The 14,317-nt window shown below is 60.2% G+C and carries 15 protein-coding genes; 10 read left to right on the forward strand and 5 right to left on the reverse strand.

The annotated features are described in order from the left end of the window. The first annotated feature begins 79 nt into the window (after positions 1–79). A complete protein-coding gene (locus tag Q0899_RS14900; RefSeq protein WP_299193804.1) occupies positions 80–1,192 on the forward strand; it encodes a polysaccharide biosynthesis/export family protein in 1,113 nt (370 codons plus the stop codon). 39 nt (positions 1,193–1,231) lie between these two features. On the opposite strand, the gene Q0899_RS14905 is transcribed toward Q0899_RS14900, so the two are convergent. Next, a complete protein-coding gene (locus Q0899_RS14905; protein WP_298361410.1) occupies positions 1,232–1,576 on the reverse strand; it encodes a DUF2794 domain-containing protein in 345 nt (114 codons plus the stop codon). A 253-nt stretch (positions 1,577–1,829) separates the two neighbouring features. Further along, a complete protein-coding gene (locus Q0899_RS14910; RefSeq protein WP_298361412.1) occupies positions 1,830–2,639 on the reverse strand; it encodes a DUF4198 domain-containing protein in 810 nt (269 codons plus the stop codon). Between Q0899_RS14910 and Q0899_RS14915 the strand changes: the two genes are divergently transcribed. Together Q0899_RS14915 and Q0899_RS14920 are read left to right on the forward strand one after the other, a co-directional pair. After that, a complete protein-coding gene (locus Q0899_RS14915; RefSeq protein WP_299193806.1) occupies positions 2,638–3,834 on the forward strand; it encodes a HupE/UreJ family protein in 1,197 nt (398 codons plus the stop codon). The genes Q0899_RS14910 and Q0899_RS14915 overlap by 2 nt on opposite strands. A 3-nt stretch (positions 3,835–3,837) precedes the next feature. Further along, positions 3,838–4,782, forward strand: coding sequence for a DMT family transporter (locus Q0899_RS14920; protein ID WP_299193808.1), 945 nt, complete (start codon positions 3,838–3,840; stop codon positions 4,780–4,782). 242 nt (positions 4,783–5,024) lie between these two features. Here the strand turns inward: Q0899_RS14920 and Q0899_RS14925 are convergent, their stop codons facing one another. Beyond that, positions 5,025–5,894, reverse strand: coding sequence for a branched-chain amino acid aminotransferase (locus tag Q0899_RS14925; RefSeq protein WP_299193810.1), 870 nt, complete (start codon positions 5,892–5,894; stop codon positions 5,025–5,027). Between the two features lie 177 nt (positions 5,895–6,071). On the opposite strand from Q0899_RS14925, the gene Q0899_RS14930 reads away from it, so the two are divergent. From Q0899_RS14930 to Q0899_RS14960, 7 genes are all read left to right on the forward strand, one after another. After that, entirely contained in the window at positions 6,072–6,587 is a 516-nt protein-coding gene (locus tag Q0899_RS14930) for a MarR family transcriptional regulator (protein WP_298361420.1), read from the forward strand. Further along, complete coding sequence (locus tag Q0899_RS14935; RefSeq protein WP_298295319.1) at positions 6,587–7,297, forward strand: response regulator; 711 nt, start codon at positions 6,587–6,589, stop codon at positions 7,295–7,297. The genes Q0899_RS14930 and Q0899_RS14935 overlap by 1 nt, the downstream gene beginning before the upstream one ends. A gap of 320 nt (positions 7,298–7,617) precedes the next feature. After that, positions 7,618–8,553 (forward strand): histone deacetylase family protein, encoded by a 936-nt coding sequence (locus tag Q0899_RS14940; RefSeq protein WP_299193813.1) that lies wholly within the window; start codon positions 7,618–7,620, stop codon positions 8,551–8,553. Then, positions 8,550–8,789 (forward strand): exodeoxyribonuclease VII small subunit, encoded by a 240-nt coding sequence (locus tag Q0899_RS14945; protein WP_298295323.1) that lies wholly within the window; start codon positions 8,550–8,552, stop codon positions 8,787–8,789. The genes Q0899_RS14940 and Q0899_RS14945 overlap by 4 nt, the downstream gene beginning before the upstream one ends. Then, positions 8,790–9,656 carry a farnesyl diphosphate synthase gene (locus Q0899_RS14950; protein ID WP_299193815.1) on the forward strand — a complete coding sequence of 289 codons (867 nt, stop codon included), beginning with the start codon at positions 8,790–8,792 and terminating at the stop codon, positions 9,654–9,656. A 20-nt stretch (positions 9,657–9,676) separates the two neighbouring features. After that, positions 9,677–11,605, forward strand: coding sequence for a 1-deoxy-D-xylulose-5-phosphate synthase (dxs, locus tag Q0899_RS14955; RefSeq protein WP_298361426.1), 1,929 nt, complete (start codon positions 9,677–9,679; stop codon positions 11,603–11,605). 69 nt (positions 11,606–11,674) lie between these two features. Then, positions 11,675–12,346: a hypothetical protein gene (locus Q0899_RS14960; RefSeq protein WP_298295329.1), complete on the forward strand. Its 672-nt coding sequence runs from the start codon at positions 11,675–11,677 to the stop codon at positions 12,344–12,346. Here the strand turns inward: Q0899_RS14960 and Q0899_RS14965 are convergent. Continuing rightward, positions 12,315–13,085 carry an ion transporter gene (locus Q0899_RS14965; RefSeq protein WP_298295331.1) on the reverse strand — a complete coding sequence of 257 codons (771 nt, stop codon included), beginning with the start codon at positions 13,083–13,085 and terminating at the stop codon, positions 12,315–12,317. The two genes, Q0899_RS14960 and Q0899_RS14965, sit on opposite strands and share 32 nt — an antisense overlap. Before the next feature lie 23 nt (positions 13,086–13,108). Continuing rightward, complete coding sequence (locus Q0899_RS14970) at positions 13,109–14,317, reverse strand: class I SAM-dependent RNA methyltransferase (RefSeq protein WP_299193819.1); 1,209 nt, start codon at positions 14,315–14,317, stop codon at positions 13,109–13,111.

Below are 14,317 nucleotides of genomic sequence, written 5' to 3' on the forward strand. Positions count from 1 at the left end.
GACCCACTGTTCGTGGTCTTTAGGGACAAAATGAGAGGCTGTATCTGCAACCGGCCCTTATCCTGATGGCGAGAGAGACATGATCCATAAACTGAGCTGCTCCACGTTGCTGGCCCTTTCTTTGGCTGTGTCAGGCTGCGCGCTGCCGCGCGGCGCGGCGCTTCAATCCGAAATTGTTAGAAACGCGGACGCTGAGAACGCTCAGTTTGCGGTTTACCCGGTCACAAAGGATTTTCTGCCTCGGTTTGCCGATTGGCCCCGGACGGGTGGTGTCACGCGCTACAGCTGGATTGGGAAGCGCAAAGGCCCCATCGGGCGGGTCATTTTGCCCGGTGATTCTGTCAGCATGGCGGTCTGGGACAATGATGAGAACTCGCTGCTGACCTCTGGTGAGCAAAAGGTTGCTCAGTTGCAAGTTGCCCGTGTTTCGACCAATGGCACGATCTTTGTGCCCTATGTCGGGTCCCTCAACATTGGTGGCATGACTGAGGCCGCAGCCCGCGAAAAGATTCAGGAAGCGCTGCTCGTTGTGTCGCCCTCCGCGCAGGTGCAGCTGACGGCAGAGGTTGGCAAACGCCACTCCGTCGACGTTGTGTCTGGGGTGGGCAATCCTGGCTCAATCCCGTTGGAAGAACGTGACATGACGGTCCTGACAGCTTTGTCACAAGCTGGCGGGGCGAGCGGCGGCTTTGAGAACCCTCAAATCCGCCTGCTGCGCGGCAATACCACCTACGCGATCTCATTGGGCAAGCTGTTGAAGACGCCAAGTCTGGACACCACTTTGCGCAGCGGCGACAAAATTGTGGTGGCGGAGGACGAAAGCTACTTCCTGGCGCTTGGCGCGACTGGCCGGGAAGAACTGATCACTTTCCCAAAGGAACATCTGTCGGCGCTTGATGCGGTCACTATTATGGGGGGCGTCAACGACAACCGCGCCAACCCGGAAGGCATATTAGTGCTGCGTGAGTACGGATCCCGCGCGGTGCGCGCCGACGGCATCAACGGCCCAGAAAACCAGCGTGTGGTATTTACCATGGACCTCACCTCTGCGGATGGTCTGTTCAGCGCGCGCAATTTCCGCATCAACCCAAAAGACGTGGTCTACGCGACCGAAAGCCCGGTCAACAACGCCCGGACGATCTTCTCGTTGATCGGGTCCGCGTTTGGTGTTGCCAACCAATTGGATAGGTAGAACCGGCAAGGTCGACGGGCCATTCAACGGCACAAGCGGCTAGTCAACAGCGCGGATCAGCTTCTTGTCGAGAACCCGCAGCACCTGCCGCAAGTCGGAGCCGCGCTTTAGAATGCGGCCGTCCATGCCAATAACCGCAAACTGCTGCTGCTTGGCTGCCAGCTTTGGGCGCTTTTCAACGCGGTAAATCGGGTGCTCAGCGGATCTGCGGAAGATCGAAAACACCGCGACGTCCTTCAGCATCGAAATGCCGTAGTCGCGCCATTCGCCTGCGGCGACCATGCGCCCGTAGATTGTCATGATTTGCCCCAGCTCAAGCCGATGAAACGCGACCTGTTGCGGCGGCTTGGTCCCGCTGAGCTGAATTGGGCTGACGTCATTCATTGACCTAACTTGGCCCGCAACAGGCCGCAAATCAAGCGCTGCCCCGAAATTGCCCTGTTGATATCGCTGAAACCACGCAATCCAATCTCAATTGCGCCAAAGTCGAGCGCCATATCCGTCCTTGTAGCGAGTTAAGTCTCACCCCGGCGCGGTTCAATCAGCCCCCACCCAGATGGCCGTGTCGGGTCTACAAAGTAATGAGCCCCGGTGCCGATGGTCGGCGCCGGGGTTTCCTTATTGGCGCCCATCGCGATTACTGGGGCACCATGAAGGTCAACGCGGCCCAATGAGTTTTCCAAACAGCACCCTTTTCGGTGTCGTTGTTGGGCAGCGCTTCTGCCCAGACAGCGTCCACCAGATAAGCATGGCCTTGGGTCACGGGGAACGTCGCCTCGCCGTTTTCGTCAGTTTGATAAAGCGTTACGGTGACGTCGCCATTGGGCGCTTTGTCAAATAGCTCTACCTGCGTGGCGACCCTTGGGGCGCCATCGAGCAGCACGCGGACGGGCATCTCGCTGATGCCGTCAGTATAGGGATTGGCAAGCGCCACGATCTCGGTCTTGAGGCCAACGGCTGTGTCTGATCCCGCGCCGTCCCCCACGCCGATCAACGCCTTGGCGTAGCGGCGATAGGATTCCACGAATTTCTCCCGGCTCAGCCCACGTGCGTCGTGCTGGGCAATGGCGTCGGGGAAAGCCTTATGGGCCACAAACTTTTCGAACTTGGCAAATTCGGTGTAGGTCAGCCGATTGTCGGCGGTTTCATGGACCACAACCAAAAGGCCGTTTGCATCGGTTGTGGTGTTGAGCGCGGGGTTGTCGCCAATGCGTGCGACCACCTGTGTCACAGTATCACCCTGCACCATGTCGAACCGTTCGAACTGGCTGGGCCGGTACGGATAGCTTGACCCGCTAAACTCTTGCCCCACCTTCAGTTCGGCCTTGATCTCCCCGCCGGGTTGTAGCTGATATGCCAGCGGTTCGATCCAAAACTCGTGCGCGCTGGAAGAGCCGGCGAAAAGGGCGAGGCCAAGGGCGGCAAAAGTGGAGCTTAGTAGACGCATGGGACACCTCTCAAAATCAGTTGCCACAAGGGTGGCGTTCCTTTTGGCCATGTCAATGGTCGCGCTGTTCACGTTCATGTCTGGGGCGCTGGCACATGAAATCAGGCCCGCCATTGCCGACGCGACCCTGTCAGAGGAGCGCATTGAGCTGCAGATCACCCTGAACGCCGAGACCTTGGTGGCTGGGATCGACCTTGAAGGGCTGGAAGACACAGACAATGCGCCAGAGGCCGCTCTGTATGACGAGCTGCGCGCGCTGCCCGACGCTGAATTCGCAAAGCGGCTGGAAGCGGCCTGGGGTCAGCTGCAAAGCGGCGTGATTGTGGATGCGGATGGCGAAACGGTGTTGCTTGACCTCAATTCGGTAAAAGTGATTGCCCAAGACGATCTGGAACTGCCGCGCGACAGCGTCATTCAGCTGTCAGGCGCGCTGCCGAACAACAATTCGGATGTAAAAATCGGCTGGGTCGCCGCAAACGGCCCCATCATTGTGCGCCAAAGCGGCGGGGGCGATGACGCCTATGCAGGCTTTCTGGACAAAGGAGCGCTAAGCGAACCGCTGCCGCGTGTTGGGGCCGCGACTGAAAGCGGCTGGGCGGTCTTTGTGCGCTATATCGCGGTGGGGTTCGACCACATCATCCCCAAAGGGTTGGACCACATCCTGTTCGTGCTGGGCTTGTTCTTCCTGTCCATGAAGATGCGCCTGCTGATCACGCAGGTGACCGTCTTTACGGTGGCGCACACCATCACGCTGGCGCTTGCCAGCCTGCAGATTGTCACCATTTCAGCCAGCATCGTGGAGCCGCTGATCGCGCTGTCGATTGTTTACGTCGCGGTTGAGAACATTTTTGCCAAGGGCATCAAGTGGTGGCGACCCGTGATTATCTTCGGCTTCGGCTTGCTGCACGGGCTGGGCTTTGCATCCGTGCTTGGGGAATTCGGGCTGGCGCCCGGGCGCTTCGTTGCCGGGTTGATCGGGTTCAACATCGGGGTTGAGGTCGGGCAGCTGGCCGTTATCGGGATTGCGGCGCTGGTGCTGTGGCTCTGCGTGCGGGCGGCCCATATGGCGGACCTGGATGACGAGGAAATGCGGGTCCGTGACCCCGACATTATGTTCCGCGCCGTGTCGATCTGCGGCTCGATCCTGATTGCGATTATCGGCGCATATTGGGCCTTTGAACGCGTGTTCCTGTAGCCCGTGGCGGTCGCCCCGGCGAAACAAAACATCGCGCTCGCGATTGGGTCCAAGCTGGGGGCGGTCACCTGCTTCATCATCATGGCCACCATGGTCAAGATTGCGTCGGCGACGGTGCCGGCCGGTGAGATTGTCTTCTTCCGGTCCTTCTGCGCGCTGCCGATTATCCTGATCTGGATCACATGGCGGGGCGAGCTGCGCACCGGCCTGAAAACCGACAACCCCGTTGGCCATCTGTGGCGCGGGCTGGTGGGCACAATGGGCATGAGCATGGGATTTGCCGCGTTGGGCCTGCTGCCCTTGTCGGAGGTAAAGGCCATCCAATATGCACAACCGGCGCTGGTGGTGGTCTTTGCGGCGATGTTTCTGGGCGAACGGGTGCGGGTGTTCCGCCTGACCGCCGTCGCCTTGGGCATGGGCGGGGTCCTCATCATCATGTGGCCGCGCCTAACCGCGTTTACAGAAGCCGGCGTTGACCCGTTCTTGGCATTGGGCGCGGTTGTGGCGTTTGGCTCCGCCGTTATGGCGGCCTTGGCGCATGTCTTCGTGCGTAAGCTGACAGCGACGGAGCCGACATCTGCCATCGTGTTCTACTTCGGCATCACGGCCTCCACCTTGTCGCTGCTGACGATCCCGTTTGGCTGGGTGATGCCGACGCCCACAGAATTTTTGGTGCTCATCACTGCCGGGCTGGTGGGTGGCGTTGGCCAGATATTCCTGACATCGAGCTACCGTTACGCCGACGCATCGGTGGTGGCCCCGTTTGAATATTCATCCATCCTGTTTGCCATCGGCATTGGCTATTTCATCTTCGCTGAGGTGCCGACCGTGGTCATGCTGCTGGGCATCGCGCTAATCGTGGTGGCGGGCATCCTGATCATCTGGCGCGAACGGCAGCTGGGCAAAGAACGCGCGCAGGCGCGCAAAGTGATGACGCCGCAAGGGTAAGGTTAATGTAGACTGGGTTTTGTGCTATGTTGGCCCCCTGAACAGGAGGTTCTCACCATGAAGCATGTTCTTGATAAGTCAGATCCGTCACAATCCACGTCCGCATTGCGGCACGCCTATCGCCATGATTTGGCCGACCGGCCAGCGACGGCCACATTGGCACTGCAACAACGCAGCGGACACAAAAAAACCGGCGCATCAATGACACGCCAGTTTTTACGCATTGAACGGGGCGCGCGCGCCTAGCTGCGGACCAGTTTCTCATACCCTTCCGAGATGTCGCGCGTCAGCGCGCCAACCTCGAAATTGTAGTCACCGATCTGGCCGACGGGTGTGACCTCGGCGGCGGTGCCGGTGAGCCAGCATTGCTCGAAGCCCTCCAGCTCTTCGGGCATGATATGGCGCTCATGCACCTTGATCTGGCGGTCTTTCAACATGCCGATAACCGTCTGGCGGGTCAGCCCGTTCAGGAAGGCGTCAGGGTCCGGCGTGTGCACCTCGCCGTCCTTGACGAAGAAGATGTTGGCCCCGGTGGCTTCGGCCACATAGCCGCGATAGTCGAACATCATGGCGTCGGAACACCCTTTGGCCTCGGCCGCGTGCTTCGACATGGTGCAGATCATATAGAGGCCCGCCGCTTTGGCGTGGCAGGGGATGGTCTCAGGGCTGGGACGCTTCCATTTGGAGATATCAAGCTTGGCGCCCTTCATCTTGGCGTCGCCGTAGTAATTGCCCCATTCCCACGCAGCCACGGCCATGCGGACCGGGTTGCGGTTGGACGCGACACCCATGTCTTCGCCAGCCCCGCGCCAAGCGATTGCACGCACATAGGCGTCGGTGAAACCGTTGGCTTCCAGCACGGCGACCTTGGCGGCCTCGATCTCGTCGACAGTGTAGGGGATGGGCATGTCCAGCTCGTCGCCCGAGAAACGCAGACGCTCAGAATGCTCGCGCGATTTGAAGATCTTGCCGTTGTAGCACCGCTCACCCTCAAAAACGGAGGAGGCGTAGTGGATGCCATGCGTCAGAATGTGGACGTTGGCATCGCGCCAGTTTACAAGTTTGCCATCCATCCAGATGACGCCGTCACGATCATCATAGCCACCAGCCATTGTTGTCTTCCTTTCATCGCCGCCTTCGAGCGTTTTCATTTGTTGCGCAATATTGGTCCGTTTCGGACATAATATTTCACGATTTCGTCGATTCGGTACCATTCGCGTCTTGGAAAGTCAACAAGGCTGACATAAACTGACTTCTGAACCCGGCACCTGACCGAGGAGGGACATGACATGGCGGAGAACGGACTGGGGTCGCAGACCCGGCCCGGTGGGGAAAACCTGCTGTTTCTGACCGACGACCAGCTGCGGCGCGGGATCGAGGCGATGTTTTTCGCCTATCGCGGCTTCACCGCTGACCCTGACCGCATCCTGTCAGAGAAATCATACGGCCGCGCGCATCACCGCGCTTTGCACTTTGTGCACCGGTCGCCCGGGACCACGGTGAATAACCTTTTGGACATTCTGGGCGTCACCAAACAGTCGCTGAACCGGGTGCTGCGTGCGCTGATCGAAGATGGGCTGGTGGAATCCAAGGTTGGTGTCAAAGACCGGCGCGAAAGGCATTTGTTCCTGACCGAGGCGGGCCGTGAGCTGGAAAAAGTGCTGAGCGAGGCGCAGCGCAAACGCATGCGTGCAGCCTATCGCGAAGCGGGACCAGAAGCGGTTGCGGGCTTCCGCCGCGTGTTACAACAGATTATGGATCCCGAGATGCGCAAGCATTTTGACCAGCTCAAGGACGGTATGTGATGGCGGACCTTTCCCAAAACGACGCGCATTTGTTGATCGTTGATGACGACGAACGCATCCGCACGCTGTTGCAGCAGTTCCTGTCACGCAACGGGTTCTGGACCACGGCAGCCCGCGACGCGGACCACGCGCGGCGGTTGTTGGAAGGGTTGGATTTCGACCTGATCGTGCTGGACGTGATGATGCCGGGTGATGACGGCATCACCTTCACCAAAGAGCTGCGGCAGACGCAGGACACTCCGATTTTGCTTTTGACCGCCAAGGGAGAGTCCTCGGACCGCATTTCCGGGCTGGAGGCGGGGGCGGATGACTACCTGCCGAAACCGTTTGAACCAAAAGAACTGCTGCTGCGCATTAACGCCATCCTGCGACGGGTTCCGGCAACGGAAGAGATCAACGATGCCCCCAAGGTGCTGCATCTGGGCGACATCCGATACGACATCGACCGCGGCGAGATGTGGCGGGGCGAGGACATGGTACGGCTGACCGCGACCGAAGTGTCGCTGATGCGCATCTTCTCAGGTCGGGTGGGGGAGCCGCTTTCGCGCTCAAAGCTCGTTGAGGATCTGGGCCGTGACAAGGGACAGGCGCAGGAACGTGCGGTTGACGTGCAGATCACGAGGCTGCGACGCAAGATTGAGGCCGACCCGAAGCAACCCCGCTATCTGCAGACGGTACGCGGGGCGGGGTACATGCTAGCGCCGGATTGATGGATTTCCTTCGCGCTATTTTGTGTCTGCTTAACGCCGCTACCTTGCTAAAGCTGAGACGCAGAATGATTTCGATCGACCCAGAGTCCATGCGTGCAATGGATCAGCTAGATCCGCTTTCGGCACTGTCCCGTTGGGTCTTTCCGGGTTGGGTGATCGACTTGACGCGACTTCAAACCGCCGTTCTTTTTAGACCAGACGTCTTTAGCCTCACAGTACTGGCCGACGATGTTGTGTTTAAGCTGATGCGACGCCTACAACGGTCAATAACTGGAGCGATCCTACTTTCACTTTTTGCGGCCGCCTTGGGATAAAAATCAATGACAACAGCGCTTTTGACTCACTCCGATGGCCTAAGCCACGTGACCCCGCCCGGGCATCCCGAACGGGTCGACCGGTTGATGGCGATTTATACGGCGCTTGATACGATTGAGGACGACGCTCTGCTGCGAGTGGGGCCGCCTTTGGGGGAAGAGGCCGACGTGCTGCTGTGCCACCCGCAAAGCTACATCGACAAAATTCGGGCCGCCGAGCCGGAGAGCGGATTTGCCTCGCTGGATGCGGACACGCATATGTCGCCCGGTTCCTTTCAGGCCGCGATGCGCGGCGTGGGCGCGATGACCAAAGCCGTCGATATGGTGCTGGGCGGGGAGGCCAACAACGCCTTCGCCGCCATGCGCCCGCCCGGCCATCATGCGGAGACAGCGACGCAGATGGGGTTCTGCCTCATTGGCAACGCCGCGATTGCTGCAAAGCACGCGTTGGAGCGGCACGGCCTGTCGCGGGTCGCTGTGGTGGATTTCGACGTGCACCACGGCAACGGCACGCAGGACCTGCTTTGGAACGAAGCGCGGGCCTTGTTCATTTCGTCTCACCAGATGCCCCTTTGGCCCGGCAGCGGCGCACCAAGCGAGACGGGGGCGCATGACAATGTGATCAACATGCCGTTGCAGCCCGAATCCGGTGGCCGCGACATGCGCGCCGCCTATGAGCGCATCGCATTCCCCGCGCTGGAGGCTTTCAAGCCGGAGCTTTTGCTGATCTCAGCAGGGTTTGATGCCCATGCGAACGACCCCCTCGCCAATCTCAATTGGACCGAGGAGGACTTCGCCTGGATCACCGAAAAGCTGTGTGAAGTTGCCGATACGCATTGCGGGGGCAAGGTCGTCTCGACTTTGGAAGGTGGATATGATTTGCAGGCACTAGCAGCGTCCACCAAGGCGCATTTGGAAGTTCTACTGGCGAGGGGCCGATGACCGACACACCCGTATCCGAGATGTCTTTTGAGCAAGCGATGAGCGAGTTGGAAGGCGTGGTTGACCGGCTGGAGCGGGGCGACGTGCCGCTGGAGGACTCGATCAAGCTGTACGAACGCGGCGCGGAGCTGAAGAAGCGCTGCGAGGCCAAGCTGGCCGAGGCCGAAGAAAAGGTCGCCCAGATCACGTTGGATGGCGGGCAGCCCTCCGGGACCACTCCTGTCGAAGGCATGTAAATGTTCGCCGCCGCGCTGAAAGACGCGCAAACCCGCGTTCAAATAGCATTGGATGAGGCCATGGCCGGCTTGGATGGCACAGCCGCCGACGCCATGCGCTACACCTGCCAGGGCGGCAAACGGCTGCGCGCGTTTCTGGTGATGGAAGGCGCGCGACTGCACGGCGTGCCAGCCACCCAAGCCGACCGCGTCGCGGCGGCGATTGAGGCGTTGCACGCGTTTTCGCTCGTCCATGACGATCTTCCCTGCATGGATGACGATGACCTGCGGCGCGGCAACCCCACCGTACATGTCAAATGGGACGAGGCGATTGCCGTTTTGGCAGGCGACGCGCTGCAGACGCTGGCGTTTGAGATTTTGGCAGATGCGCGGACCTCATCAGATGCGGGCGTGCGGGTTGAATTGATGGCCACCCTTGCCAAAGCCGCAGGCGCGGAAGGCATGGTGCTGGGTCAGGTTCTGGATATCGAAGCCGAAAGCGCCAAGGCCCCCCTGACATTGGAGCAAATAACACGGCTGCAAGCGGGCAAGACCGGGGCGTTGATCGAATGGTCCGCCTGCGCGGGTGCCATCCTAGGCAAAGCCGACCCCGCACCCCTGCGGCAATATGCGGGGGCCGTGGGCCTTGCATTCCAGATTGCCGACGACATCTTGGATATAGAAGGCGACGCCGCGAAAGCGGGGAAACGCCTGCAAAAAGACACCGCCGCCGGGAAGGCGACATTCGTATCGCTGCTTGGTATGGATGAGGCCAAGGCGAAGGCCAAATCGTTGGTGGCGGAGGCGGAAGTGGCGTTGTCGCCCTATGGCGACGCCGCGGAGAACTTGAAGGCCGCCGCACGGTTCGTTATCTCGCGCGACACATGACGCGCGGAAAGGTGCACGAGATGAGTGACAGACCCCACACCCCGACGCTGGACCGCGTTCAATTCCCGTCAGATATGAAAGCGCTGAATGACACCGAGCTGGTGAAACTTGCGCATGAGCTACGGGCAGAAACAATTTCCGCCGTGTCAGAAACCGGCGGGCATCTGGGCGCGGGTCTTGGCGTGGTCGAGATGACCGTAGCGCTGCACGCCGTTTTCGACACCCCGAAAGACCGGCTGATCTGGGATGTATCCCACCAATGCTACCCGCATAAGATTCTGACAGGCCGCCGTGACCGCATCCGCACCCTGCGCATGAAGGACGGGCTGTCGGGGTTCACCAAACGCAGCGAAAGCCCGTATGACCCGTTTGGGGCGGCGCATAGCTCGACCTCTATTTCTGCAGCATTGGGTATGGCCGTGGCCCGCGATCTAGGCGGCGCGCCGGAACATGGGCTGGGCGACTGCATCGCCGTGATCGGCGACGGCTCGATGAGCGCGGGCATGGCCTATGAGGCGATGAACAACGCGGGCCACCTGAAGAAGCGCCTGATCGTTATTTTGAACGACAATGAAATGAGTATCGCCCCGCCGGTCGGTGCCATGTCGACCTACCTGTCGCGCCTCTATGCCGGTGCGCCGTTTCAGGAATTCAAAGCCGCCGCCAAGGGCGCGGTGTCGTTACTGCCAGAGCCGTTTCAGGAAGGCGCGCGCAGGGCCAAGGAAATGCTGAAAGGCATGACCGTGGGCGGCACCATGTTTGAAGAGCTGGGATTCTCCTATGTCGGGCCGATTGACGGCCATGACATGGAGCAGCTCTTGGCGGTTCTGCGAACCGTGAAAGAGCGCGCCACCGGGCCGATCCTGATCCATGCGATCACCAAGAAAGGCAAGGGCTACGGCCCGGCTGAGGCGGCAATGGACAAGGGCCATGCGACCGCCAAATTCGACGTGGTGACCGGTAAGCAGCAAAAGGCGAAATCGAATGCACCCAGCTACACCTCGGTCTTTGCCAAAGCGTTGATCAAAGAGGCGGAAGCCGACAGCAAGGTTGTCGCGGTCACCGCCGCTATGCCAGACGGCACCGGGCTGAACCTGTTCAACGAACGCTACCCCTCGCGCTGTTTTGACGTCGGCATTGCGGAGCAGCATGGTGTGACATTTTCCGCCGGGTTGGCCGCAGGCGGTATGAAGCCGTTCTGCGCGATCTATTCGACCTTCCTGCAGCGCGGCTATGACCAAGTCGTCCACGACGTCGTGCTGCAACGCCTGCCGGTGCGCTTCGCGATTGACCGCGCCGGGTTGGTCGGCGCGGATGGTGCGACCCATGCGGGGTCGTTCGACGTGGCCTATCTGGCGAACTTGCCCGGCATCGTTGTGATGGCGGCAGCCGATGAGGCAGAGTTGGTACATATGGTGGCCACGGCGGCTGCGCATGACGACGGACCCATCGCGTTCCGCTTCCCTAGGGGCGAAGGCGTTGGCGTCGACCTGCCGGAGAAAGGCGTGCCACTGGAAATCGGAAAGGGCCGTATGATCCAGGAGGGCAGCAAGGTTGCTATTCTGTCCTTCGGCACCCGCCTGCAAGAGGTGCAAAAGGCTGCCGAAAGTCTGGCTGCGCGAGGGATCACCCCGACGATTGCGGATGCGCGTTTTGCGAAGCCTTTGGACCGAGAGATGATCCTTGATCTCGCTGCAAATCATGAGGCGCTGATCACCATCGAGGAAGGCGCGGTTGGCGGTTTCGGCAGCCATGTGGCGCAACTGCTGAGCGACGAGGGCGTGTTTGATAGGGGGCTGAAATACCGCTCTATGGTGTTGCCCGATATCTTTATCGACCAGGCCAGCCCCGCCGACATGTATGCGACGGCGGCGATGAACGCGCCGCAGATTGTGGCCAAGGTGCTGGACACGCTTGGCATTGCCGATCTCGACGCGAAGCGAGCCTGAACCCAACGTCACGGTTTACGGACGTGGCATAAGCCCTAAATTCCTAACCCAAGCAGGAAAGGCTTTGCCATGGACCAAACAACCCCCGCAATGCGCGCGATCCGTTGGCTGATCTTTCTGCTGACGGCCACGTTCTTCATCTACAAGCTGTTCACCGGGAACTGGGATTATGTCGGCGGGCACTTCCGGTTTCTGACGATCTGGGCGCTGACGGCATCAACACTGTCCGCGTGGTTCATGCTGCGCCTATCCATGGGCTGGAGCACCGCGCATCGCGATGTCTTCGCCTCCGTCACGGTGGTTTTGAACCTGACCGTAGTGCTGATGTATTGGAAGATTTACTTTGAGGACCCGTCGTTATTCTACGGCACTGATGGCCAGCCGGGCCCTTGGTATGACGAGTACTTCTTGCATGGGCTGGGCCCCGCGTTGCAGGTCTTTGACGCGGTGTTCCTGCTGGGCGCGTTTACCTGGCTGAAGCGGGTGGCTGCGTGGGTGGTGGCGCTGCCTGTGGCCTATCTGGTATGGATCGAATTTATCATCCGGCCGTTGAATGATGCCCCGGTTGGGTCGGTCACCACTGGGCTGCCATATCTGTTCCTGAACAACTTGGACGTCGCTGGAAGGGCCACGTTCTACGGGACCACGACTGTGACAATGCTGGTATTGATGGTCATCGCATCCGGCGTGGCGCAGGTCGTCAAGGCCGTCAGGCGCGTTCCTTCAACAGCTTCTCGATAGCGTCCAGCCGCTCCTTGATCTCGTCGCGGTAGGCGTCGGTTTTCTCGTTGTCTTCGACGTGGTGGGCGTCCTGCATCGAGTTTACGATGAGGCCGACCAGCAGGTTCACCACCGCGAAGGTGGTCATCAGGATGAACGGCAGGAAGAACATCCACGCGTAGGGGTAGACCTCCATCACCGGGCGCACGATACCCATGGACCAGCTTTCCAGCGTCATGATCTGGAACAGCGAATAGCCCGAATTTCCAAGGTCACCAAACCATTGCGGGAAGCTTTCACCAAACAGCTTCGTGGCCATCACCGACCCAATGTAGAAGATCATCGCCATCAGAACGAAGACCGACCCCATGCCCGGAAGGGCGGTGATCAGCCCCTCGACCACGCGGCGCAGTGACGGCGCGACCGAGACAACGCGCAGCAGCCGCAGCACCCGCAAGGCGCGCAGGACTGACAACCCGTTGGACCCTGGTATCCAGGAAATAGTGACGATGATGAGATCAAAAATGTTCCACCCGCTGCGGAAGAACTGAAAGCGGAAGGCATAGAATTTCAGGATCAGCTCGGCGGTGAAGATGATCAGACAAACCTGATCAAGAAACAAGATTGCCGGTCCAGCGACATCCATCACCGGCTTGACAGTTTCCAGCCCCAGCAAAATTGCGTTGAACAAGATTACCGCGAGGATGGAATAGCGGAACCGGTTTCCGTCTAGAATGGTCTGAAGTTTTGCGCGGCTCACTGACTGCTCACTCGTTATGGGTTCTACGCCATATGGGCGCGGGTGAACTGGGCTGCAAGCTCTACATGCGATGACCAGCGGAATTGGTCTACAGGTAGCACCCAATCAAGGCGGTAGCCGCCCTTGATGAGTATGTCCGCGTCACGCGCAAAGGTCACTGGGTTGCAGGATACCGCTGCGATGCGCGGGACCTCCGATTTGGCCAGCTCGATGGTTTGGGCCTCCGCTCCCGCGCGCGGCGGGTCGATGATGACAGCGTCGGTTTTGGACAGCTCGGACGGAAGGACAGGGCGGCGGAACAGGTCGCGCGTGTCAGCGGTCACCTTTTTCAGCCCGGTTGCTTGCCGCCAGCCTTGGTCCAGCGCCGCAATTAGGCTGGCCTCGCCTTCCAGCGCCCAAACTTCCGCCGTCTCTGCGGCGGGCAGGGAGAAGGTGCCGCAGCCAGCGAACAGATCAGCCACGTGTTTTGCCCCGCCAACAGCCTCAGCCACGGCCTGCATCAGCATGTTTTGCCCATGCAACGTGGCTTGCAGAAACGCGCCGGGAGGTGGCGAAACCAGCGCATGGCCAAATGTCTGGACCGGAGGCGCCCGTAGGCCAATCACCTCGCCGTCCCACGCGATGCGCGCAAAACGGTGTTTTTCAGCCAAGGCCGACACCTCACCGATGACACGAGGATCGAGCGGCTTGCAGTTGCGCATATCCAGATCAATGCCGTTCTCGGACAGCGTCACGACCAACTCAAGCTCCGCTTTGCGGGAGGCGGCGATGACGGTCAGCTGTTCCAGAATGGGCAGGGCCGCAATGATCGCGGGGTCCAGCAACTGGCAATCCGGGGTCTCGATCAGCACATCGGAGGCGCGGCCATGAAAGCCCACCATCGCGCCCGATTTGGTGCGCTTGCCATGCAGCGCGGCGCGCCTACGGCTTTGGGGCGGTGAGGTCAGGATTGGGCGGATGTCCGTCTCAATCCCGCGCGCGGCGAGGCCGGTGGCAATGACCGATGTTTTCCAATCAGCCACAAACCCGTCGTCAGCATGCTGCATCGCGCAGCCGCCGCAGCTTTTGAAATGGCGGCAAGGCGGTTTGACGCGGGTGGGGGACGGGGTCAACAACCGGGCAGTGCCGTCGACCACGTCAACTTCCTCACCCGGCAAGGTGCGCGGGAAAGGGCCTGCGTCCTCCGCCATGCCGTCGCCGGCGGCGGTGATGCGTGTGATGGTCAGGGTCAT

Origin of the sequence: uncultured Litoreibacter sp. (assembly GCF_947501785.1) — a bacterium.
Classification (GTDB): domain Bacteria; phylum Pseudomonadota; class Alphaproteobacteria; order Rhodobacterales; family Rhodobacteraceae; genus Litoreibacter.

Coding starts and splice junctions, on each gene's coding strand:
- Q0899_RS14900 (WP_299193804.1), top strand. CDS start 80: ATGATCCATAAACTGAGCTGCTCCACGTTGCTGGCCCTTTCTTTGGCT.
- Q0899_RS14905 (WP_298361410.1), bottom strand. CDS start 1,576: ATGAATGACGTCAGCCCAATTCAGCTCAGCGGGACCAAGCCGCCGCAA.
- Q0899_RS14915 (WP_299193806.1), top strand. CDS start 2,638: ATGGGACACCTCTCAAAATCAGTTGCCACAAGGGTGGCGTTCCTTTTG.
- Q0899_RS14910 (WP_298361412.1), bottom strand. CDS start 2,639: ATGCGTCTACTAAGCTCCACTTTTGCCGCCCTTGGCCTCGCCCTTTTC.
- Q0899_RS14925 (WP_299193810.1), bottom strand. CDS start 5,894: ATGGCTGGTGGCTATGATGATCGTGACGGCGTCATCTGGATGGATGGC.
- Q0899_RS14930 (WP_298361420.1), top strand. CDS start 6,072: ATGGCGGAGAACGGACTGGGGTCGCAGACCCGGCCCGGTGGGGAAAAC.
- Q0899_RS14935 (WP_298295319.1), top strand. CDS start 6,587: ATGGCGGACCTTTCCCAAAACGACGCGCATTTGTTGATCGTTGATGAC.
- Q0899_RS14940 (WP_299193813.1), top strand. CDS start 7,618: ATGACAACAGCGCTTTTGACTCACTCCGATGGCCTAAGCCACGTGACC.
- Q0899_RS14945 (WP_298295323.1), top strand. CDS start 8,550: ATGACCGACACACCCGTATCCGAGATGTCTTTTGAGCAAGCGATGAGC.
- Q0899_RS14950 (WP_299193815.1), top strand. CDS start 8,790: ATGTTCGCCGCCGCGCTGAAAGACGCGCAAACCCGCGTTCAAATAGCA.
- dxs (WP_298361426.1), top strand. CDS start 9,677: ATGAGTGACAGACCCCACACCCCGACGCTGGACCGCGTTCAATTCCCG.
- Q0899_RS14960 (WP_298295329.1), top strand. CDS start 11,675: ATGGACCAAACAACCCCCGCAATGCGCGCGATCCGTTGGCTGATCTTT.
- Q0899_RS14970 (WP_299193819.1), bottom strand. CDS start 14,317: ATGACCCTGACCATCACACGCATCACCGCCGCCGGCGACGGCATGGCG.